A 22,845-nucleotide genomic window follows, 5' to 3' on the forward strand; every position below is an offset into this window, starting at 1 on the left:
TTAGGGAGAGCGGATATGAAATATTTTGATTATGCTGCCACCACCCCGTTGGATCCGGAAGCTGCAGAGATTTTTGTAAAGGCGTCGACCGAGTTCTTTGGTAATTCCAGCAGCCTCCATGATATCGGGGGACAATCTGCCGCATTGCTTGAGCATTGCCGGGAAGAAATGGCCCAGCTTTTGGGCGTGGATAAACAGGGGTTGTTTTTTACAAGCGGGGGTTCTGAAGGAAACTTCTTAGCTATTGAGGCATTATTATCTGCTCCAAAAAAACCAGGCAAACATATCATTGCCGGAATGGCGGAGCACTCGTCTGTCCATGGAATCTTGAAACGGCTTGAAAAAGATGGTTATTCTATTACCTATTTACCGTTCAATTCATCCGGGGTGATTGACCCTGAAAATCTATTAAAGACAATAAAGCCGGATACCATTCTTGTTGCCATCCAGCATGTTAATTCTGAAATAGGCACCATCCAGCCTATTGAGCATCTTGCGAAAATCTGCACTGAGCACGATATCCATTTTCATACCGATATGGTCCAGTCCTTTGGAAAAATCGATGTACGAAACATTACATCTTTGGTAAGCAGCTTTTCTTTTTCCGGACATAAAATTTACGGTCCAAAAGGAATTGGAGGAGCGTATGTTAATCCAAAAATTGGATGGAGTCCGTTTTTTCCGGGAACTTCTCATGAAAAAGGATTTAGACCCGGGACGGTGAATGTGCCAGCGATTGCCGCGATGACCACCGCAGCCCAGAAAATTACGGGCAAAATTCAGGAGAATGCACGAAGATTTGTTGAACTCCGGTGCGCATTTCTTAACGCCCTTCAACCTATCAGTGAACGAGTCCACGTCTATCAGGCTGAAGGCGATTCACAGCTGCCGAATATCATCGGCATGCGGATTTCCGGCATCGAGGGACAATGGATGATGCTCGAATGCAACCGGTTGGGCTTTGCAATATCAACCGGAAGCGCCTGTCAGATTGGCATGCAGACGCCTGCAAAGGTTACCCAGGCATTGGGGCTGACAATTGATGAATCCAAGGAATTTATCCGGATCTCATTCGGCCATCCCACAACGATGAATGAAGTCGAAGCTTTGGGCGCAGGGATATTGAAGATTGCCAATGAATTTGCGGTCTCATCTGTTATTTAATTAGCCGATATTATGTTAGAATAGGTTCACAGATATCAAATGGGAGGGTTTTTATGACGGAGCAAAAGAAAATCTTAGGGGAGGAAAGGAGGACTCTGATATTAAAACTGCTAAAGGAAAGTGCTTCGCCACTAACTGGAAGCGACCTTGCTGCCAGAACTAATGTAAGCAGGCAGGTCATCGTAGGCGATATCACTCTCCTTAAAGCGAAAAATGAACCGATAATTGCGACAAGTCAGGGGTACTTGTATTTTAGCCAAACTCCCGGCGCCCATGTATATGAAAAAACAATTGCCTGCCGCCATAACCCAGAGGACACGGAAAAAGAGCTGTATATTTTTGTTGATCATGGCGTGACCGTAAAGGATGTTAGAATTGAGCATGCTGTTTACGGGGACTTAACAGCTTCGATTATGGTTTCGAACCGGCAGGAAGTGAAGCAGTTTATCGAAAGAATCCGTAGCAATAAGGCAGCTTTTTTATCGGAGCTGACAGATGGCATCCATCTGCATACCATTACTGCCTCTAGTGAGGAAGCAATAACGCGTACGGAAGCAGCCATGAAGGAAGCAGGATTTTTGATGGAATATTAAAAGGACTCGTCGGTTGACGGGTCCTGATTTTCTTTATCGTTCGTTATAAGATTGGGAGGTATTCCTATTTATTATGACTGAGTGTTGAATTTTTCTAACGGTTCGGGCATTATAAACCTTTCCATAACGACCGGAGTCTTCTTTCTTTCGTCGGTTCGGGCGTTATAAACCTTTTATAACGACCGGCCACTACCCTCTTTCATCGGTTCGGGCGTTATGAACCTTTTATAACGACTGGGCACTGCTTTCTTTCATCGGTTCGGGCGTTATGAACCTTTCTATAACGCCCGGCGACCGCTTTCTTTCATCGGTTCGGGCGTTATGGACCTTTTATAACGACTGGGCACTGCTTTCTTTCATTAGTTCGGGCGTTATGAACCTTTTATAACGACCGGGCGCGTCCTTCTTTCATCGATTACGGCGTTATGGACCTTTTATAACGACCGGGCGCGTCCTTCTTTCATCGATTACGGCGTTATGGACCTTTTATAACGACTCGGCGCGTCCTTCTTTCATCAATTACGGCGTTATGAACCTTTTATAACGACTCGGCGCGTCCTTCTTTCATCAATTACGGCGTTATGAACCTTTTATAACGACTCGGTGCGTCCTTCTTTCATCGAATCGGACATTATGAACCTTTTTTTTTACATTCAGAACTTTTAAATTCTAATTCATCTCAACCATCACCGAAGGATAACTCCCCAACAGCTTCACGCCGCAGCCTAATGCTTCCAACTCAGCCATGGCCCCTGGAATTAACACTTCATCAAGCTTCATTTCTAAATCAATAATGAAAAAGTAATTGCCGATACCGGTTTTCATTGGTCTAGACTCTATTTTCGAGAGGTTAATCCGTCTCCACGCAAATGCGGACAGCACCTGATGCAGCGCACCTGCCTGGTCTGATGGAAGAGTAACCATTAAGGTAGTTTTATGGTGAGCTGATCCGCTTAATCCCTTTAATTCGGTTTGTTCTTTTGCCAAAACAACAAATCGAGTATGGTTATAATCAAAATCATGGATATTTCTGCGGACAATTGAAAGGCCGTATTCCTCCGCCGCAAGCTCATTAGCGATGGCCGCAATATTAGCCTCAGGTGCTTCCATCACCATTTTTGCAGCCGCCGCTGTGGATGACACACTTTCAAACGGAACACCTTTTAATTGAGTATGTAAAAATTTATGGCACTGGGCAATCGCATGCGAATGGCTGTAGACTTTTGAAACCTGCTGCCAGTCCGAAGCATTTGAAGGATGAACCATTAAATGCTGCTTAATAGGAAGCGTAATTTCGCCAATAATCGGAAGATCGACTTCCTGGGTTAAATAATCAAGGGTAATATTGACGGATCCTTCGAGGGCATTCTCAAGCGGAACAACAGCGAAATCCACTTCCTGTTCAACAACAGCGTCCATGCATCCCGGAATCGTCTGAAACGGTATATGTTCAAATCCCGAAAAAACTCTTCTAACGGCTATCTCTGTGAATGTCGCCTTTGGTCCTAAGTATCCTACCTTCACTTTTCTCTACTCCCTTTCTAAAAAGAAAGCTGAGAGCCGGGCCAGTGAACTTTTGTTCACTATGCACCTGTTCCCAGCACTTCAACCTTTTCTACAAATTCAAGCTTTCTCAGTTCGGCCAGCAAAGAATCTATATCATGTAACATACCGGCAGTGTTTAATGAAAGTGTAACATTAGCTCGCCCCATAAGCGGAATCGTTTGGTGAATCGTTAGAACATTGCAGCCTGAACCCGCCACAACACTTAACAGTTTTGACAGGGTTCCGGAACGGTCCTCTAAATGGAAAAATAACGAAATGATTCGGTCCTTTGAAACCGAAGAAAAAGGAAAGACAGTATCTCTATATTTATAAAAAGCACTTCTGCTTAAATCCACCTTTTGAACTGCATCCCAAATGGATTCTGCCTTCCCTCTTTCCAGCATGTCCTTCGCTTCGATGGTTTTCTTCATCGCATCCGACAGAACATCCTCACGGACCAAATAAAATTTTTTATCAAAGTTAGCCATGCTCATCTCTCCCTCTTAGGGACCTCAACTTATTCTAAAAACTCAAATTCAAATTCCAGCAGCCTCACGATATCCCCATCTTTTGCTCCTCTTTTTCTTAAGGCATCGTCAACTCCAAAGCCGCGGAGCTGGCGTGAAAAACGGCGCACAGATTCATCTCTTGAAAAATCAGTCATCTTAAACAGTCTTTCAATTTTATCACCAGAAAGGACAAATGCTCCATCCGGATCTCTTGTAATGTTAAACGCTTCAGCATCGGCTTCGTGTTTATAGACAACACGGTGAACGCCTGTTTCCTCTTCTTCTTCATGCTGAAGCGGGAATTCCGGTGTTTCCTCAATCTTATCAGCAACTGCAAACAACAGCTCACGAAGACCTTTTCGTGATATCGCAGAAATTGGAAAAATCGGATAATCCTCCTGCAGCTTCTCTTTAAATATTTGCAAATTCTCTTCCGCATCAGGCATATCCATTTTGTTCGCGACAATAACCTGCGGCCGCTCGGTCAAACGGAGATTGTATTCTTGCAGTTCCCTGTTAATCGTTAGATAGTCCTCATATGGGTCTCTTCCCTCAGCCGCCGCCATATCAATAACATGGACGATGACCCTTGTCCGTTCAATATGTCGTAAAAATTGGTGCCCTAACCCAACTCCGGCATGTGCGCCTTCAATAAGCCCAGGAAGGTCGGCCATGACAAAGCTGCGGCCATCTTCGGTTTCAACCATTCCGAGATTGGGAACGATGGTCGTAAAATGATATTCCGCAATTTTCGGCTTGGCTGAAGAAACAACTGATAATAATGTTGATTTTCCGACACTCGGAAACCCAACAAGACCCACATCGGCAAGAAGCTTCAATTCTAGAATGACGTCGCGCTCTTGGCCCGGTTCGCCGTTTTCAGCAATCTCAGGAGCTGGGTTTGCCGGTGTCGCAAATCTGGTATTCCCACGTCCTCCGCGGCCGCCTTTAGCAATAACCGCGCGCTGACCGTGCTCAACTAAATCGGCAATGACCTCATTTGTAGCCGCATCCATTACAACCGTTCCTGGCGGCACTTTAACAATCATATCCTTAGCGCCTCTTCCATGCTGCCCCTTGGACATGCCGTGCTCACCCCGCGGTGCCTTAAAATGACGCTGATAACGGAAATCCATCAGCGTACGCAAGCCTTCTTCCACTTCAAAAACTACATTTGCACCTTTACCGCCGTCGCCCCCAGCTGGACCGCCATTAGGTACATATTTCTCACGGCGAAACGCAACCATTCCGTTACCGCCATCGCCGCCTTTTACATAAATTTTTACTTGATCGACAAACATGTTGATCCTCCCGTCGTTCTTTGAAATAACTGATGAATGCGACGAGATCGCGGGCGTATGCACACAGAATTAAACAGCAGGCATAAACACCTCTAACGCGAATTCGCTTTCGGTAAATTCCTTAATGGTCACCTCTTGTGAACCAGCCAGGAATTGTTCAATCAGTTCCTTGTTATTTATTATCCCGCGAAAATCAAAAAAGAAACGAATTCCATCTGACTGCGGTTCAATTGTTATGGATAAATGGTTTTCTTGAAATGCTTCAATCGTCTGATTTAAACGGACAAAAAGGGATTTTGTCCATTCAGTTAATTTGAAGTCATTAATCTTTATGTACTCAGAATCCTCAAAAACCTCATATTCTAGCTGAAAGGCATGACTTTCCCAATTAGCTGTAAATAATAATGAGGCAAATTGCGGAAGTCCCAGATTAGACAGTTTTGTCTCATGCTGTGTCTCCACTACAATTTCCGTAATGACCTCTTTAACCCGGTCAATTCGATTTAAGTCGAGGTTACCTTTGATGAGCTGCAGCTTGTTTAACCAATCATGTCGTGAATGCCGCAGCACTTCGATAATATCCCATTCTTTCTCCATGCGTACTCTCCCAATCCTTTATCGGAAACTATTTTCTGTTAGTATATCAAAAAAACAACCATGAGTAAGCAATTTTTATGTTGAATGATACGATTTGGAGAGGCAAAAGTGCAATGATGATGAATAAACAGGTGAGGGTGTTAAGGTAAAAAGAAAACTCTAACCGTTATGGTTAGAGTTTTCTAGTAACTTTAAGCTTCTTGAGCTACTGGATATACGCTCACTTTTTTGCGGTCACGACCAAAGCGCTCGAATTTTACAACGCCGTCGATTTTCGCAAATAGAGTGTCGTCTCCACCGCGGCCAACGTTTTCACCTGGGTAAATCTTAGTACCGCGTTGACGGTACAGGATAGAACCGCCAGTTACAAATTGACCGTCCGCACGCTTAGCGCCAAGGCGCTTTGCGATAGAGTCACGACCGTTCTTTGTTGAACCTACTCCCTTTTTAGAAGCGAAAAACTGAAGATCTAATCTTAACATTTGTTCCACCTCCTACTGTTTGAAGGTTAATTTTATGTGCTTTCCGTACTCCTTTTCAATCCCTTCAAGTGAGACAATCATCGCCTCAAGCAACAACTGAACTTTCTCTTGTGTTTCGTTTGAAATATTCTCAGGAAACGTACATTGGAGAAAGCCGCCATTCCCTTGTTTAACCTGTGCTTTGACTCCCGTAAGAGCCTCGATGGCATTCACTGTTCCAAATGAAACAGCCGATGCACCAGCACAAACAATATCTCGGCCACGTTTTGCAAAGTCAGCATGTCCGCTCATCGTAAAGGAATGAACGAGTCCGGATTCAGTACGATTAATCGTAATGTGAATCATCTATTACTCAACACCTTATGCGTTGATTTTTTCGATGACTACTTTAGTATAAGGTTGACGATGACCTTGCTTCTTACGGTTGTTTTTCTTCGCCTTGTACTTGAAAACAATGATTTTCTTTTGACGGCCTTGTTTTTCAACTTTAGCTGTAACAGTAGCGCCTGCAACAACAGGGCTTCCTACTTTTACATTTTCACCGCCAACAAAAAGAACCTTGTCAAAAGTAACTGTTTCGCCAGCTTCTGCATTTAGTTTTTCAATGTAGATAGCTTGACCTTCTTCAACTTTCACTTGCTTTCCGCCAGTTTCGATAATTGCGTACATGAACTGCACCTCCTTATAAACTCAGACTCGCCAAAAACAGGCGCTTATGCTAAAGCGTAAGACTTATTACCTGTCATGTGCGGTTGTAGCACGGGTGCGCTACAAACATAACATTAAAATCATACATAATTTAGACGGAAGTGTCAACAGCTTTTTGGGATATCTCATCCACTGACCCGAATTGCTTCAATAAATAATAATGTGCTGGGGCTATGGTGGTTGTAAAAAACACTTTAAAATAAAGCATTTCTTCCAAGATTTCTAAATGGGGAAGAAACTGCTCTTTAACCTCTTTTGTCGTTTCTACCAGGACTGCTTCAAATTCAGAATAGCGATGCTCCAATAGCTCCCTTTCTAGTCGGAACGCAATCGTCTCTGCACTTAAGATTTTTCCTGTCCCCTCACATACCGGACATTTTTCCTGCAACGCTTCCGACAAAGTAACCTTCGTTTTTTTTCTAGTCAGCTGCAGAATCCCTAGCGGCGTAAAGCCAATCACTTTCGTTCTTTTTTCATCTTTTGACAGCTCTTTTTCAAAAAGATTTAAAATCGATTGCTTGTCCGATTCACGATTCATGTCAATAAAATCGATGAGCACTATCCCGCCAATATCACGAAGGCGCAGCTGTCTGACGATTTCTTTCGCCGCCAGCTGATTGGTTTTAAGTACGGTATCCTGATAATCTTGCTTGCCGGAAAACTTCCCGGTATTCACATCAATAATGGTGAGCGCCTCTGTTTCATCAAAGATGAGATAGGCACCATGGTCAAGCCAGACAACCCGCTTTAGAGCTTTATCAATTTCATGCTCAATTTGGTGGGCGGAAAAGATATTTTCTTTTCCATTATAATAGGTGCAGGCATGCTTTTCTCCGAGTAGTTTTTTTAGTTCCAGGTCATCTATGATAATTTCACCTGATGACATATTTTCAGCTTGATGTTGAATCATTTCCAAAAAGGTATCTTTTTGAAAAATTAGTCCCGGCTTTTTTAAGGCAGCGGCCTTTTTGGTAAATTCTTGATATTGTTCACGCAGGCTGCTTAATTCTTCGCGGAGCTCATCTTCGGTTGCGGTAATGCTTGATGTCCGAAAAATCAGGCCTTCTTCTTCGGTTTTCACGTGGTTACCTTTTTGTCGAAGCCGTGCTTTTTGTTTTTCGTCCGCGATTTTTTTGGATACTGCGACATATCGCCCTTTTGGCATGTAAATTAGGTTTGTGCCTTGTATTTCGATAATACCTTTCACTTTCGGACCCTTGGTGCCTGTCGCATCCTTGTCAACCTGTACAAGCAGCTTTTCCCCTTGATGTACATAGGACGATACATTTCCTTGTTTTTCTGATGCTAACACATATGCGGAAAGCTGATCACGATGTAAATAAGCATTTTTCTCTTCCCCGATATCGATAAAAACAGCATTCATCCCGGGTAAAACCTTTGTCACGGTCCCATAATAAACATTACCAACCAACGATCGATGTTCTGGCCGGTCAAAAATAATCTTTTCTATACGATTTCCGCGGAGATAAGCGAAGCGCTTTTCCCGCCCTATGTAATTTATAATTAATGTTTCCAAACCTTGTTTCCTCACCTTTTTATAAATAGCTTATTGGGTTAACCATTATTTTACCCAAAGTTACAGGAAAAAGCGCTCGTACCCAGACGAGCGCTCTCTGCTTTCTATCTATTATACCTTACTAATACAAAAAGAGAAGGTCGCTTATTTTGTCGTTTAAACGTTTTTCGGTGAAATAGGCATGCAGCAATTCGTTTTCATCGAGAGTGCCTTTTTCCCTGCCGTCGACCTCGACTATTATAGGATGCTTGCAACCGCGCTGGAATTTTTCCAAGACGTTAATCAAAAGATCCTGCTCATCTGCCTGGATGGGTTTCAAGGAGTCTGGACTTGATGATTTTTTCCCGTAATAACGTTCAAGTAAAAAGCGCATGAAAATAAAGCGCCGCTGCTTCCATTCGTAATAAAGCGAAAAGAATAAGAAGCCGATTACTACCCAAACATTGATATGGGCTGGTGCTGTAGCTAATATTACAAATGAAAAAATGCATAAACTGACGAAGGAAATCATCAGCGTGGTGCGATGGGCGCTTGCAAAAGAATTTTTCAATGATAACAGTAAAAATACCAGTTTCCCGCCATCGAGCGGCCAAACTGGAAAAAGGTTAAAAATTAAAATCATCAGATTATATTCAATAAATAATGGAAATAAATCCTCGGGAAACAGATTGAAATGAAGGAGAGCAAATGCCGCTCCCACCATCCATACATGCTGGAACGGACCTGCCAAGACAACAATCGCCTCTTCCTTTAACGGACGATTCCCGTGCTCATCCATCTCGGCGACCCCGCCAAATGGCAGGAGGGTGATCCTTTTGATTCTCCAGGAAAAAAAAGAAGCCGCCGCCGCATGCCCCATTTCATGTACGAAAATGATGCCCAGGAGTAAACTGACTTCCATAAAATGAGCCGTAGCGATTGAGAGTGCAACGACTAACCATAACAGCGGGTGGATATGAACATGCCGGAGTAACTCGATCACTTTATTCAAGACGAATCACCTGAATCGGGTCGATGAACTCATCGCCTTTTTTAACAGCAAAATAATATTGGCCTTTTGCTTTGTCTTCTCCCGCTGAATCAGAAACTGTCCCCACCACTGCTCTTTTATCGATATATTCATAGAGTTTGACCTTGATATCTTTTAAATTTCCATACCATGTTTCTGTTCCATCGGAATGCTGAATAACGACTGTTTTCCCGATGCCTTCCTTTTCTCCAGCATCCATGACAAACCCGTCACTGATCGCTTGGACCGCCGCTCCTTTGCCAGTCTCAATCATGATTCCCTGACCGTTCTTCTCAAAGTTCTCAAGAATTTTTCCTGTTACCGGAACAGCCCCTTTTTGGACCTGCTCTTTCGCATCTGATTTGTCTTTTTCAGAAAAAGGGAGCAAAGCAAGCGGCTTGCCAAACTTATCTTCATACCACTTGGAAACAACGGCAAACTTGAAATCTTGATCCATCGTTTTTAAGACGACATCCCTAGCCGGCTGAAAAGTGGCCGTTTGATTGCGGAACATAATCGCCACTACTAAGAACAAGAGGACCGATGCTAGAATTTTGAAAAAGAATACTTCCTTTTTAAATAAGGGGTGTCCATCATCACCATCACCGCCTGCAGACGGGGGTATATAATTAAATTCATATTTTTCCTCATCCCCTGGCCATAACAAATTCCGATCTGGCGCATTTGCCTTGCTGCCGCCCATTTCTTTTTTTCTCTTTGCGATTCGCCGCCGTATTTCATCCGGAGTAGACCGCGCCATACCCATCAACCCTTTTCACACAGTTTGTACAAGTTTATGAAGGGGGTGGACAAAGTATGACTGGATTAAATTAATATATTGAGATAGTTATATATGTGTATTAAAAAAGGACCTTTCTAACTTTAAAGGTCCTTTTGTATCACATTTGGTTATTTTACTTCTGAAATTCTCTCCCTTTAGGAGTTAAACTTCCCTTTAATTGCAATATGTCTAAGTAATTAGCATTTCTTTCCCCAAACTTCAGGTTTTCTTTACCAGTTACATCACCAATTAGCCCACCCTTATAAAGGAGCTCTTTGCCTTTATTATTTATTTTAATCCCCTTTTCAGAATAAAGCACAGCATTAAATTTATTACTGCAATCTTGACCAACGTTTATAGTTATTTCACCTTTTGCAAATATACGGCTTTGAAAGCTATCAGGCTCAGAACTCAAACAAGAATTTGTAATTGTGACATCACCATCAACATAAATTGCTTCGTTACCTTTTTTGGGACCCATTATTAAATCGATATCTTTAATTAAGAGATTTCCTATTACAACAATGTCACCTAGGATCTTTAAATTTCCAACACCTCCTGGTGAATCGCCTATGACTAATGATTTATTAACATATAGACCATCTTCAAATGAAAATGTTCGAGGGGAACTGTTGTTGCCACCTCCATTATTTTTGTTGCCCTCATCTACATAACCATAAGTGAATTCGTTATACTTATCTTGCTGTATAATTGCGTTTCCCATAACCGCCAGCTTTTTAAAATTTATATCCTGGTACTTAACATATTTAAATACTAATGCATCAAAAACATTGTAACTGCCGTCAATTAGGACATTGGTCGGCTGATCATCTTTATATGTTAACAAATCAGCAGTTACCAAAGGATATTCATTAGTTTTTAAAACTTTCGCTCCCAAAAGGGTATTCTTCCTCGTTGCAAGAATAGGGTATTTTTCCATCATTTGAAATCTATTACCGACTCCAAGATTAATCCCCAGAGAATTAAGAAAATTGAGCTTTAAAAGTTCGTCATCAGGCACACGATAGTTATGATTCTCATCCTTTGTTCTGTCAAATTGAAATAAACTTAAAGAGACAGCCGAAAGTAAATTTAGTCCGATTGCACTATTATCACTAAAATCAATGGCTCTTCCTTCAAAATTAGCAAATTTAAATTTAGGAGTATCAAAATCTATAGAGATATTCGGTTTATAATACCCTATTAACTTCTTTACCTTGCTTCCGGAGGTTCCAGTACTTGTCACCTTTATTACTTTTTCACCGTTACTAGTAATGAGTTCTGCTTTGATTTTTGTTTCATTCGGGTTACTTGAATCCCCCACTGGTATTTCATTTGGATACTGTGACAATATAAATTCTTCCGCTGCGAAGGCGCCAAGGTCATCAATTTGAACGATATTAGGTTCGGTTTGTTTTTTGACTCGTTCTTTAAGTTGAGCTTTTATATCTGGTATGGACACCTGAAAATCTTTTTCAAAATAAGTGAGTCCATTCTCTGCCAAATACCTTGCCTGAACGTCCGACTCTGTCGCCATTACCCGCTTATTTTCATTAATCACATTCCCCATTAACGCCATTCCAAGAACTGAAAATATTAAAACAACCATTAATACAGTTACCAGCGAAGAGCCCCTCTCATTCAGTTTCATTTTACCCTACCCTCCTCATTGGACTTCTTCAAAAGAAACCGAATTATTTAATTCTAATTTCTTTTTATTGGCATCATCCATAATGACCATCTTAATCAAAACTGTATGATTGACCGTATCTAAGGTCATTTTAGATTCACTGCAGACAATTCTTAAGCTGTCCGAGTTTAATGGAACATCCCCCATTAAGGCTTTATCCCCCGACAAGCCGATTTTTGTTTTAGCACCATAATAATCGGTAAGTTCTAATTGAGGACCGCAGCCTGTATCTGTCCCGCTTATTTCGGTGACCTTTCCGGCCACAAAAATTTCATTTACATATGTTGACATTATGTAGTTCGCTTCATCATGCAAGGAAATTTGCTTGTTGACACTTTTAAAGCTGTTCATTCCTCCTATTAAATTACTAATAATCATAACTGAAATAATACTAAAAATAGCAAGTCCAACAAGTAATTCTACTAGGGTAAGTCCATTCTCAGACGAGTGTTTTATTCTTCTCATAATTCCATAACACCCTTCACGGAAGCCTTCGAACTTTCGCCAGTAATAGTTACTGTAACTTGGTATAAATCATCATTGGATTCGGCTAAATCTATTAATTTTTCACCTATATTTACATTTACTTTGTATGTATCCCCGTTTTCAATAATTTGGTATCTTTTTATACAATTACTATTACCTGCGCAAATGTTACTGTCATAAGACGTAATTGTGTTTGTAATTTCAGGATATTCCTCGTTTTTAACTTGTTCCAACACCGCTTGAGCAATATTCACAGCCACCAGTTTTTCTTTATTAGTCATCGTCGTTTTTTGGGAAAAGACAAAGAATTGGAAGAAGCTTGTTAAGAGCATACCTAAGATGACAATGGAGACTAGGACTTCTATTAAAGTGAAACCATCGTTTTTCTTCATAGTACCACCTTCATTCTAGAACTATAGTAACAAGCGAAATAATACTAAAATACTATATTAAAGGAAAAATATAGGACTTTTTATAATATACCACTTATTTACCAAAAATGTGATATTTTTTTACAAAAAATTCACAATTGAGCGGAAAATTAGGAGAAATTGTTGTATGCGTAATTTTATTAATAGTATATAATTATTGTCTTTTGGATAGAAAAAGCCTGTCCACAAATATTGTGAACAGGCTTTGATTTTATCGAACTCCAAAGAATTTCTTCAGTTTTGAAAATACACCTTTATTTTGATCTTCGAGTGATTGAAGCGGGATAGACTCTCCGAGAATTCTTCTGGCGATATTTCGGTAGGCAATCGATGCCTTGCTGTTTGGGTTTAGTGCAATCGGCTCACCATGATTCGATGCTTTGATGACCTCTTCATCGTCAGCGACAATGCCAATCAGTTCGATTGATAAATGTTGGGTAATTTCATCAATATCAAGCATATCACCGGTCTTCATCATATGATTGCGAATCCGGTTGACGATTAACCTTGGCGGCTCCATGTCTTTTTCTTTTTCTAAAAGGCCGATGATCCTGTCGGCATCGCGGACAGCAGAAACCTCCGGCGTTGTCACTACAATGGCTTTATCCGCACCGGCCACGGCATTCTTATAGCCCTGCTCGATTCCGGCAGGACAATCGATAATTATGTAGTCATAATCCTGCTTTAACTCTGTAATTAACTCTTGCATCTGCTCGGGTGTAACAGCTGACTTATCAACAGTCTGCGCTGCCGGAAGCAAATACAAAAGGCCGTCAAATCGCTTATCCTTAACGAGTGCCTGATGGGTTTTGCATCTTTTTTCAACCACATCGACTAAATCATAGATAATTCTATTTTCTAACCCCATTACGACATCTAAGTTTCGAAGGCCGATGTCCGTATCTATTAAGCATACTTTCTTTCCCTGAAGAGCCAGCGAAGTGCCGATATTGGCAGAGGTTGTTGTTTTGCCGACGCCGCCCTTACCTGATGTAATTACGATTGCTTCTCCCACTTTAATGTCCCCCTTCTAATCTCGTTAAATTAGGCCTTAAATGATTTAAAGCTTGTAATCTATCGATAATAATATAATGGTTCTCATTTATGTAAGCACATTCCATTTCTCTGTGCTCATTAGCAGGATTCGAATCTGGGGATCTATTTATATATTCGCCGATTCTTAGCTGCGATGGCTTCATGCTCGAAGCGGCAATGACTGCCTGTTCATTGCCAAAACACCCTGCATGAGCAATTCCTTTGAGGACACCCATTATAAAAATATTCCCGCCTGCAATCACGGTTCCGCCTGGATTCACATCTCCAATTAACAGTAAATCCCCTGATACTCTTAATACCTGCCCGGAACGGACGATTCTTGAAACCGTTACGACCTCGTTTTCTTCCTTTAGTCGATTGGCTTCTTCCTTCGTAATCACATTCGATTCAATATCATCCACCATTAAGTTTTTCTTTTGGCGGATTAATTCTTTTAGTTCTTCCTTTTGTTCGTCCGTTAAAAAGCGATTGCCAATATCCACTTTCACAGAAATTAAGTGGCGTTCCTCCTGCGTTCTGGAGTTGGCGGAGAGCTTTTGGTCCAGTTCTTGCTTTAATTCCTCATAGGAACAGGTATCATCAAGATAAAGAACAAGCCCGTCCTTTGTTCCTTTTATTGTAACATTTTGCCGATTTTTCATGGAGAATTTTCACCTCAAAATACAAAAACAATTTCGGATCTAAGCCATTATTTCCCAAATCCAAATCATAAACATCCATCTTTAAAGAGTTCGACACGAAATGTCCATTCTCCTTTTTTAAAAAAAACATTCCCCAAACTTTGTCATCAGGAACAATTTGTGAATGAGGAAGCGACCAAACCAAGACTTTTCCCCGATTCATAAATCCTCCCGCATTGCCTCGGCATGTTTTTCAAAGCGGCGTTTTAAAGGATAGGCTGCTAACACGAGAAAAACTCCATTTAATATAAGAGTGGGATAGAAACGCAAATTGACAAAGCTCATAAAATCAAGATTTGTCACATGGATTAAATAATTAATTTCATACACGCCCACTTCTAACAGCGCAACTCCCAAAAGGGAAACGAAGAAAGCGACAACGATATTGGACTGAATCACCTGCATAACCTTTGCTGCTAGGTAGCAGATAAATGGAAACAAGAAAAAATAAATGCCGATAATTTCGACATATACGATATCAAATAGAAGTCCAAAGATGGCCGCATAAATAATCCCCTGATTTTTCCCAACATATATCGTCAAAAAAAGCAAAGTGGCAAACAAGAACCGCGGAACTAGTATACGGTTTCCAAAGGAATCAGCGGGCAAAAATTGAACAAACAGACTTTCAAAAATAAAAAGGAGCAAAAACAAAAGAGGGAGAAAGAATTTCCTCACAGATCTTCCTCCTTCCCGGATTTCATCGCACTTTCCTCAGGGCTCGTCATTAACCTTTTAATGACCATGACATTTTCAATATCGTAAAAGTCCGCTCCCGGCTTCACTAGTGCGGTTTGATTTAAGCCATATTGGTCCGGTTTCACCTCTTCTACTTTTCCAATCATCAACCCCTTAGGAAAGACACCGCCCATTCCTGAGGTGATGACCGTCTGTCCTTTTTCCACCTTTGCTCCTGATGGAATAGCTTTAACGAGAAGCATTTTTTGTTTATCATCAAAGCCCTGAACGAATCCGTAAACCTCGGTTTCCCCCTGAATCACAGCGGAGATCCGGTTTTTCGGGTCCATTGCACTCAATAGCTGCACTGTTGAGCTAAATTGGGTGACGTTTTTCACCTTTCCGATCAATCCTGTTGCTGTTATAACAGCCATATTTTTTTTAATTCCATCTAATTTGCCTTTATTGATAATAATCATTTCATGCCAACGATCAGGATTTCTGCCAATAACTGTTGCCGGCATTGGTTCCAAATCTCTCAGGGTCTTTTTTTCATCGAGAACGTCACGTAATTCTTTGTTGTCTTTTTTCAGTTCTTGAACTTCTGCTTCAAGGCTGGCAATTTTCTCAACGCGTGATTTTAATTCCTTATTCTCATCATATGTATCTTGCAAATCCTGAAGATTCTCAAAAAAGCCTGCAACATACTGGGCAGGCCTTGAAACCAGGGATTGAACCCAGCCGGTTGAGTCCTTGACGAACTGCTCCGGCCAGGTAAGTTTACTCCTCTCCCTTAAAGAAAACCCAATCAATGCCACGAGAACAATGATGCTGACGAGCAAAATGATCAAACGCTTATTCAAAAAGAACTGTGGCATGATATTACACCTCTATTTTTCATTGTCCAGCTCCAGCGCCTAGGGGCTCGCAGGTCTACAGCCAATTCGTCAAGAAGGCTAAAAAACAGCCTTCTCGCCGACTCGTCTTATGCCTGTCGCCCCTGATCAAGGCGCTTCCGCTTTTCTATCTATCTTGAATCTTTAGCTTTGTTTTTGAACAAATGGATATGGTCTAAAGCTTTTCCTGTACCGATTGCCACGCAATCGAGCGGGTTTTCTGCAATCAGGACAGGCATTTTTGTTTCCTCGCTAATGACACGGTCAATATTGCGCAGCAGCGCCCCGCCGCCCGTGAGGACGATGCCTCGGTCCATAATATCGGCAGCCAATTCCGGTGGTGTTTTTTCAAGCGTATTCTTCACTGCTTCAACAATGGCATAAACAGTATCACTTAAAGCGGAGGCAATTTCCTTTGCGGAAATTTCAATTGTTTTTGGCAGACCAGTCAGAAGGTCTCGGCCGCGAATCTCCATGTTATCGATACCTTCAGGCGTGCCTGCAGAACCGATTTCCATTTTGATTGTTTCCGCAGTACGGTCACCAATCATCAAATTATATGTTTTTCTAATATAGGAAATAATCGCCTCATCCATCTCATCACCGGCAACACGGATTGATTGGCAAGTAACAATTCCCCCTAAAGAAATAATCGCTACTTCCGTTGTTCCGCCGCCGATGTCAACAACCATGCTTCCCGTCGGTTCCCAGACTGGAAGGTTGGCACCAATAGCGGCAGCAAACGGCTCTTCAATCGTGTAGGCATCCTTTGCTCCCGCTTGTCTAGTTGCATCAATAACCGCTCTCTCTTCAACAGCTGTAATCCCTGATGGTACACAGACCATCACATACGGCTTACCGGCGAAAAAGCCTTTATTCTTTTGGGCCTCGCGGAATAAATGCTTCATCATAACAGCTGTTGTTTCAAAATCAGCGATGACGCCATCCTTCATCGGACGAACGGCAACCACATTTCCCGGAGTCCGGCCAATCATGTTCTTCGCGTCATTTCCGACCGCAACAATGTGTTTTGAATCCGTCTGCATCGCCACCACAGATGGCTCCCTTGTGACAATCCCTTTCCCCTTTACATACACAAGGGTGTTGGCAGTTCCTAAATCTATCCCAAGATCCTTTGTTCCAATTCCAAACATAACGTTGTATCTCCCTTTCTGATACTAAATGCTCTGTCCTAAGGCAGGTGTTTATCGTAAAATTTTCCAATAATTGTAACGTAATTGAATAGGCAGTCCTAAAAAATCATAACCAATATTATATCCTAACGTCAAATAAAATCATAGCATTACAAATATCCTTTTTCCTTCAAGCTGACAAACTTATTTTCCCCGATGATGATGTGATCCAGAAGATCGATTCCAATGATCTTGCCGCATTCTACCAGCCGCTTAGTCACCTCAATGTCCTCCCGGCTTGGCGCGGGGTCACCGGACGGGTGATTGTGAAGAGCAATGATGGATGCAGCAGACCGCTTTAGTGCCTCCCGATATACCTCACGCGGGTGAACGATGGAAGCGTTTAAGCTGCCAATAAATACCGTTTGTTTATGCATGACCTGATTCTTGGTATTTAAATATAAGCAGACAAAATGCTCCTGTGACAGAAAGCGCATATCGTTCATGACATACTTGGCTCCGTCTTCCGGCGAGCGGATTACATAGCGGTCATTATATTCCAAATTGGCAATTCTCCTGCCAATTTCGACAGCCGCCAGAAGCTGTATCGCTTTCGCCGAGCCAATCCCTTTTATTTCGGTAATTTCCTCCAAAGTGGCCGCTTTTAACAGCCTTAAACCCTCAAAATGAGTTAAGAGGCGATTCGATAATTGCAGCACTGATTCATCCTTCGTTCCGGTCCGAAGCAATATTGCAACTAACTCGTGATTGGATAAACTTTGCGGGCCATGCTGGATAAACCGTTCTCTTGGCCGTTCATCTTGCGGGAAATCACGAATCATTAATGTGTTGGTTGACATAACTTTTTCCTCCCTTAGTGTCGGGAGTTATTGTCAGAAAAAATTAGTACGGCAAATGATAGCCTAACCGTTTCAATTCCCTTCTTGTTCTTGCAACAGGCAGGCCGACAACCGCAAAATAGTCCCCATGGATCTTTTTGACAAGCATGCTTCCAAGCTGCTGAATGCCATATGCCCCTGCTTTATCAAGCGGTTCACCGCTTTTTACATATGACCGTATTTCATCATCCGTTAACTCCCAAAACCAAACTTCTGTTTTTTCATAAAACTTAGTCGAGCTAGTTGGAGATAGTATTGAAACACCTGTAAATACATCATGCTGACTGCCTGAAAGGGTCTTTAACATTTGTACGGCTTCTGCCTCATCAGCTGGCTTTCCCAAGATTTGATTGTTCGCAACCACAATCGTGTCTGAACCAATCACAAAGGCATCCCTGTTTTCCTTAAAAACAGCCTGTGCCTTGCGTTCGGCCAATTCCATTACGACTTCTTCCGGAGAAAGCTTGGGGTCAAAGCTTTCATCCACATCACTGCTTGAAATTGTGAATGTTAAATGGAGATTTTCTAGAAGTTCTTTTCGCCGTGGAGAAGAAGAGGCTAAAATGAGGTTCTGCATTTTATCACCTTACCTTTTTTTGCAACGCTTAGGGAGATACAAGTTAATCGTATCAAAAAAGAGCGGTGCAAACAATTTTTATATTATTAAATTTTGAAGAAATTTGTCAGATTATACAACTTTTATCAATATTTGCCGAATGGTGTGCTATAAAAAGCCCGCCGTCGATTCGGCAGGCTTTATTTTGCAATAATTTCCCGGAAAATATCGAGCGGTAGTTTAGTTTGTCAAAAGATGCTACAACGAATTATAAATGGACAGGAAGTTTAGTAAATGCTGCTCAGCATCAACCAAGCTTTTTGTATCCTTAGATTTTTGAAAAACTTTTACCTTTTCGTCAGCGCCCAATAACTCTGTTTTCATTTTATTGATACTTTCGTTTTTAATGTTGTTAATTTTTAGTTTTTCACTTATACCAGCATCAGCAGACACGCTGCTTGATACGAGAGCACCAGAAACCATGGTTGAAAGAGATTGATAGATACTAGGAAGCGATTCGATAAAACTCTTTTCATTATCTGTAAGGTTTGAAAGCTTCTTTTCATCTAGCATCAACGGTTTGGCGAAGGCCCCCTCGGCACCTTTATCTTTGTATTTAGTACTAATTGATTTGGCCGTTTCAAGCGAATCCGCCACGCTCAAAAATAAATAAAACTTTCCGCCGATTTCTACCTGTTCGGAAGGAATACCTTTAGACTTTAATTGTTTAGCAGTATCCTCAGCACCTGCTTTCGAGGTAAAAACACCGCCTTGGACTACATAAGTAGAAAGCTGTTCGATCGAAGTTGCCGCTGTTTTATCTGTTGTTTCCGTTTGTTCTTTTTCATTTCCAGTTTCTCCAACCACATTTGGTTCGGTGACAGGCTTTTCACCGGATTCTGTTATGACTAGTTTAAGCATAAAAAAGCCAATCGTTAAGCCAATGAGAATCGCGAAAACGGCAGTAATGACAATAGATCCAATTGGCCGGCGATTGTTTTTGTTCGAAAAACTAGCAAATGAAATTGAAGATTTTGTTGATTTACTTTTTTTAGCGTTCGGGGAATTGACTATTGTAAATTCCTCTAGATCATTTTCAGAGGATTCAGGAATAATCCAATCAAAGCTTTCTTCGATGGATTCCTGAGCCGCTGCTGCTTCATTGACTCCTTCTGATTCGTGTAATTCTGAATCTATTTTTATTTCGTTTGGAATAGGTTCTGGTGTAGGTTCCGGCATATTTTTTCGGGGTTCTTCACGAAAGGATTTGGGTTCTCCATTTAATTTTATCGTGATGGTATGGCCCTTTTTAGGCTTGTCCACAATACGCTCTCCTTTCTGTTCGACAGTAATATGTTCCATCCTAACATACCGGTAAAAAAAAATAACAAGACTTTTGTCGTCTTGTTATCTTAGAGTTTCGTCAAATTATTCGTCATTTTGCATTACGGCTGAGTTTGAGAGGTTGTTGGAAACTCGCTTAAAGGATTGGTTTTCCCTGCAGGTGGTTCCGCATCAATTTTTGGCACATCCGCCTGCAAATCTGCTAAATCAGGCATATAGAAAGCAGAAACTGTCAATGTAAACGTTAATTTTTGCTCTTCTGTCTGCACTGCAGTTACTTCCTGTCCACCAGAGTAACTAATGGCCTCCATTACCACAATCCGTTTCAATGATTCCAATGTTTCTACAAATTTTTCAAATTGTTGGTAGTTTGGTGATTCTACTGATAATTGAACTGTCAGCTTTTTTAATGCTGGTGCAGCGGTAGCTGGCTGGGCTGCAGCTTGACCGGAAGTTCCTTGGTTTGCAGCTGCTTGGCTATCAGTTCCTTGATTGGCTGTTGTTTGATTAGAACCGGCCTGTCCGGTAGTATTCTGAGCACCAGAACTATTCTCAGCAGCAGGCTGCTGGGGCTGGACAGACACTGTACCATCCATTGAAAAACCCATTGACTTAATTTGGCTGCCAGAAACTGTTTCAGCTTTTTCAAGGTCAAGAATTAGCTGTTCCTGCAACGGTTTAACCGGTACTTTTTTCTGCAGTTCCCTGGTATTTTCATTTACTTTAGTATTGCTTTCAGCATTTTGTTTAACAACTGTATCTAAATGCTTTTGTTCTGTTTTCAAGGTTTGCTGTTTTGACTCTAAATCTTTTTTTAAAGGCGATAGTTTTAAAAATTGAGCATAGACAATGAGAAGAATTAATAAAAGAGCAGCAATCGCTAAAATCAAATTATCCCGTTTTGAGAAATGAAGCTTCATGATCCGCTCACTCCCTTCTCATCTGTCTTGCCCGCAATATTTTCTTGTTTGATAACATCCTTATTAAACGTTATTTCAAATTGTCCCGTATATCTTGGTAAGTATAGATTCGTTATTGCATTTGACACGGCACCGGTTTGAGTTGTTGCTGTATTGTTACTCGTTGAGGCTGCTGCTGATGCTGTCGTCGAGCTAGCATCAGTTTGTGTAGTGGTGCCAGTTGCGGTATTAGTTGAATCTTGCTGAACTCCTGTGTTTGCTGCTGTGCCAGCCTGTGTTTGCCCATCTGAAGCTATTCCTGTATTTACCGTTCCTGTGTTTTGATTGGTTGCAGCAGTTTGGCTAGTTGTTGAACCCGTCGCACTGGCTTCAGCTTGCGCCGCAGGATTTAATGAGCTAAGCTTTGCATCAGAAATCCACTTTGATTCATGAAGATTATTTAAGAAAGATGCCGCTTCCCTTGGACTGTCAAATTGCACAGTTAAGGTAACTGTCCCTGCTTCTGTGTAGCCAAACGACTGTATAAATCCCCGTTCCGGCAGCAGTGAAGTAAGATGACGCATTACCGGTATAGTATGGATAGGATAAGTATTAGCCCATTCAATTGCACTCTTAAGCTGGGTTACAGAACTAGAGGATTCCACCGACTGGCTTTTTGCTTCTTCTTTCTCCCTAATTTTTTGAGTCATTGCGATTTCTCTGTCAACACCCTCTAAATTTTTATTAATAGAACTAATCTGATAGAAATAAAAGGCACCGGTTAAAAGAAATAATGCCAGCAAACCAGCTAATACCATAAAAAAGGCAAATTTTTTCCGTTCTTTCTGCGGGAGCAGGTTGATTTCTACTAACATTATTTCACCTCTTTTAACGCAAGACCTAAAGGAAGCAATAATTGATCAGGTGTATTGTCCATTTTTTCTGTTGAATTCAAACCAATTACAGGCAGTTCGAATCTTTCTTTCATTTCATCCTCGATTGCCTGAAGCATCGGATGATCGCCTGTTAAAAGAAATTTGTTAATATCATGATTCTCATTATTAAGGGTATAACGATAATAATCTATCAATTTACTAATTTCTCTTAAAATATCCTCAAACTGCCCAGCCAATTCATCAGTATCCCCAGTGTACTTACAAATTGCAAGCCCAAAATGGTCCCTTTTAATATCCCACTTTTCTACATCAAAAGGTAAAGCGAACGGGCGCATAACTACGGGAACCGTTCCTTCAAAAATACTCAAATTAACAGATGTTAAATCAAATTGAATCGTAAATAAGGTTTCATTTTCCTCCGCTAATTCAAGCTGATGGTATAGGCGATACAAAGATAAAGGAGAAATATCTGCAGCAACCGGCTTTAACTTGACGCTTGAGAATAACTGAGAGTATTCCGTTACATTCTGTTCAGGTGCAGCAAACAAAAGCAGTTCCTTTGATTTACCATTGTTATCAAGTGGATAGATATCGAAAACCGGTTCTTCAAATGGCAAATGGATGGTTGAACCAAGTTCTAAATATAAATACCCTTTGAGTTCATCATCCTGTATATCAGCAGGTACATTCACTTTTCTTATGATCACGAGCTGGTCCGGCACAATGAAACGGATGGGACGTCTTTGAAGCTTCCAATCGTCCACGCACTCTTCCAGAATATTGGTTAAGGAATCAATATCGACAATTTTTCCGTCAGTTATGATTCCAGGTGTCAAAAAACGCTCTCCCCATTTTTGGACTGCAGGTGGATTTGACTGCTTTAATTCCACATAGCGGATAGAGTGGTCGTTTAGTACCAGATTTATTATTCGATTTTTAGGAGTAAAAAGGGAAAAAGCCATGTTGAAAACCCCT

The 22,845-nt window shown here is 41.3% G+C and carries 26 protein-coding genes and 1 other annotated feature; of the genes, 2 read left to right on the plus strand and 24 right to left on the minus strand.

Translation table 11 applies throughout. The features are described 5' to 3' along the window. Nucleotides 1-15 precede the first annotated feature (15 nt). Nucleotides 16-1,164: an IscS subfamily cysteine desulfurase gene (locus tag ACZ5B7_RS23430; RefSeq protein ID WP_464491161.1), complete on the plus strand. Its 1,149-nt coding sequence runs from the start codon at nt 16-18 to the stop codon at nt 1,162-1,164. Between the two features lie 53 nt (nt 1,165-1,217). Beyond that, complete coding sequence (locus tag ACZ5B7_RS23435) at nt 1,218-1,757, plus strand: transcription repressor NadR (protein WP_378584166.1); 540 nt, start codon at nt 1,218-1,220, stop codon at nt 1,755-1,757. A 669-nt stretch (nt 1,758-2,426) separates the two neighbouring features. Here the strand turns inward: ACZ5B7_RS23435 and pheA are convergent. The 24 genes from pheA to pilM form a co-directional block, all read right to left on the minus strand. Further along, complete coding sequence (gene pheA, locus ACZ5B7_RS23440) at nt 2,427-3,281, minus strand: prephenate dehydratase (protein ID WP_464491162.1); 855 nt, start codon at nt 3,279-3,281, stop codon at nt 2,427-2,429. Between the two features lie 59 nt (nt 3,282-3,340). Next, a complete protein-coding gene (locus ACZ5B7_RS23445; RefSeq protein ID WP_378584168.1) occupies nt 3,341-3,796 on the minus strand; it encodes an ACT domain-containing protein in 456 nt (151 codons plus the stop codon). A gap of 23 nt (nt 3,797-3,819) precedes the next feature. Continuing rightward, nucleotides 3,820-5,112, minus strand: coding sequence for a GTPase ObgE (gene obgE, locus ACZ5B7_RS23450; RefSeq protein WP_464491163.1), 1,293 nt, complete (start codon nt 5,110-5,112; stop codon nt 3,820-3,822). A gap of 69 nt (nt 5,113-5,181) precedes the next feature. Next, complete coding sequence (locus tag ACZ5B7_RS23455) at nt 5,182-5,709, minus strand: Spo0B C-terminal domain-containing protein (protein WP_464491164.1); 528 nt, start codon at nt 5,707-5,709, stop codon at nt 5,182-5,184. A gap of 191 nt (nt 5,710-5,900) precedes the next feature. Further along, nucleotides 5,901-6,191, minus strand: a complete 291-nt coding sequence (rpmA, locus tag ACZ5B7_RS23460; RefSeq protein WP_213144717.1) for a 50S ribosomal protein L27 — start codon at nt 6,189-6,191, stop codon at nt 5,901-5,903. Between the two features lie 12 nt (nt 6,192-6,203). Next, complete coding sequence (locus ACZ5B7_RS23465; protein WP_213144716.1) at nt 6,204-6,536, minus strand: ribosomal-processing cysteine protease Prp; 333 nt, start codon at nt 6,534-6,536, stop codon at nt 6,204-6,206. A 15-nt stretch (nt 6,537-6,551) separates the two neighbouring features. Continuing rightward, nucleotides 6,552-6,860, minus strand: a complete 309-nt coding sequence (rplU, locus tag ACZ5B7_RS23470) for a 50S ribosomal protein L21 (protein ID WP_213120024.1) — start codon at nt 6,858-6,860, stop codon at nt 6,552-6,554. Between the two features lie 13 nt (nt 6,861-6,873). Then, nucleotides 6,874-6,955, minus strand: a sequence feature (ribosomal protein L21 leader region). Nucleotides 6,956-6,990: 35 nt separating this feature from the next. Continuing rightward, nucleotides 6,991-8,436 (minus strand): Rne/Rng family ribonuclease, encoded by a 1,446-nt coding sequence (locus tag ACZ5B7_RS23475; RefSeq protein ID WP_464491165.1) that lies wholly within the window; start codon nt 8,434-8,436, stop codon nt 6,991-6,993. Nucleotides 8,437-8,557: 121 nt separating this feature from the next. Further along, nucleotides 8,558-9,427 carry a M50 family metallopeptidase gene (locus ACZ5B7_RS23480; RefSeq protein WP_464491166.1) on the minus strand — a complete coding sequence of 290 codons (870 nt, stop codon included), beginning with the start codon at nt 9,425-9,427 and terminating at the stop codon, nt 8,558-8,560. Then, on the minus strand, nt 9,420-10,205 hold the full coding sequence (locus ACZ5B7_RS23485; RefSeq protein ID WP_378584175.1) for a peptidoglycan DD-metalloendopeptidase family protein: 786 nt from the start codon (nt 10,203-10,205) through the stop codon (nt 9,420-9,422). Before ACZ5B7_RS23485 ends, ACZ5B7_RS23480 begins: the two co-directional genes overlap by 8 nt. A 154-nt stretch (nt 10,206-10,359) precedes the next feature. Then, nucleotides 10,360-11,877 (minus strand): hypothetical protein, encoded by a 1,518-nt coding sequence (locus tag ACZ5B7_RS23490; RefSeq protein ID WP_464491167.1) that lies wholly within the window; start codon nt 11,875-11,877, stop codon nt 10,360-10,362. Nucleotides 11,878-11,892: 15 nt separating this feature from the next. After that, nucleotides 11,893-12,381, minus strand: coding sequence for a PulJ/GspJ family protein (locus ACZ5B7_RS23495; RefSeq protein ID WP_464491168.1), 489 nt, complete (start codon nt 12,379-12,381; stop codon nt 11,893-11,895). Continuing rightward, complete coding sequence (locus tag ACZ5B7_RS23500) at nt 12,378-12,794, minus strand: type IV pilus modification PilV family protein (protein WP_464491169.1); 417 nt, start codon at nt 12,792-12,794, stop codon at nt 12,378-12,380. Before ACZ5B7_RS23500 ends, ACZ5B7_RS23495 begins: the two co-directional genes overlap by 4 nt. A 250-nt stretch (nt 12,795-13,044) precedes the next feature. Beyond that, nucleotides 13,045-13,848, minus strand: a complete 804-nt coding sequence (gene minD, locus ACZ5B7_RS23505) for a septum site-determining protein MinD (RefSeq protein WP_213120020.1) — start codon at nt 13,846-13,848, stop codon at nt 13,045-13,047. Nucleotide 13,849: 1 nt separating this feature from the next. Further along, nucleotides 13,850-14,530: a septum site-determining protein MinC gene (gene minC, locus ACZ5B7_RS23510; RefSeq protein WP_464491170.1), complete on the minus strand. Its 681-nt coding sequence runs from the start codon at nt 14,528-14,530 to the stop codon at nt 13,850-13,852. A 198-nt stretch (nt 14,531-14,728) separates the two neighbouring features. Beyond that, nucleotides 14,729-15,247, minus strand: coding sequence for a rod shape-determining protein MreD (gene mreD / locus ACZ5B7_RS23515; RefSeq protein ID WP_423799213.1), 519 nt, complete (start codon nt 15,245-15,247; stop codon nt 14,729-14,731). Next, nucleotides 15,244-16,125, minus strand: a complete 882-nt coding sequence (mreC, locus tag ACZ5B7_RS23520; protein WP_423799214.1) for a rod shape-determining protein MreC — start codon at nt 16,123-16,125, stop codon at nt 15,244-15,246. The genes mreD and mreC overlap by 4 nt, the downstream gene beginning before the upstream one ends. A 149-nt stretch (nt 16,126-16,274) precedes the next feature. Further along, nucleotides 16,275-17,297, minus strand: coding sequence for a rod shape-determining protein (locus tag ACZ5B7_RS23525; RefSeq protein WP_213144709.1), 1,023 nt, complete (start codon nt 17,295-17,297; stop codon nt 16,275-16,277). Nucleotides 17,298-17,446: 149 nt separating this feature from the next. Next, nucleotides 17,447-18,136, minus strand: coding sequence for a RadC family protein (radC, locus tag ACZ5B7_RS23530; protein WP_213144708.1), 690 nt, complete (start codon nt 18,134-18,136; stop codon nt 17,447-17,449). Between the two features lie 43 nt (nt 18,137-18,179). Then, complete coding sequence (locus ACZ5B7_RS23535; RefSeq protein ID WP_213144707.1) at nt 18,180-18,752, minus strand: Maf family protein; 573 nt, start codon at nt 18,750-18,752, stop codon at nt 18,180-18,182. A 237-nt stretch (nt 18,753-18,989) separates the two neighbouring features. Then, nucleotides 18,990-20,054, minus strand: a complete 1,065-nt coding sequence (locus ACZ5B7_RS23540) for an SPOR domain-containing protein (RefSeq protein ID WP_464491171.1) — start codon at nt 20,052-20,054, stop codon at nt 18,990-18,992. 122 nt (nt 20,055-20,176) lie between these two features. After that, a complete protein-coding gene (locus ACZ5B7_RS23545) occupies nt 20,177-20,995 on the minus strand; it encodes a pilus assembly protein PilO (protein ID WP_464491172.1) in 819 nt (272 codons plus the stop codon). Beyond that, nucleotides 20,992-21,849 carry a PilN domain-containing protein gene (locus ACZ5B7_RS23550; RefSeq protein ID WP_464491173.1) on the minus strand — a complete coding sequence of 286 codons (858 nt, stop codon included), beginning with the start codon at nt 21,847-21,849 and terminating at the stop codon, nt 20,992-20,994. The genes ACZ5B7_RS23545 and ACZ5B7_RS23550 overlap by 4 nt, the downstream gene beginning before the upstream one ends. Then, nucleotides 21,849-22,832: a type IV pilus biogenesis protein PilM gene (pilM, locus tag ACZ5B7_RS23555; protein ID WP_464491174.1), complete on the minus strand. Its 984-nt coding sequence runs from the start codon at nt 22,830-22,832 to the stop codon at nt 21,849-21,851. The genes ACZ5B7_RS23550 and pilM overlap by 1 nt, the downstream gene beginning before the upstream one ends. Nucleotides 22,833-22,845: the final 13 nt, after the last annotated feature.

The organism is Neobacillus sp. S1115, from assembly GCF_055385565.1.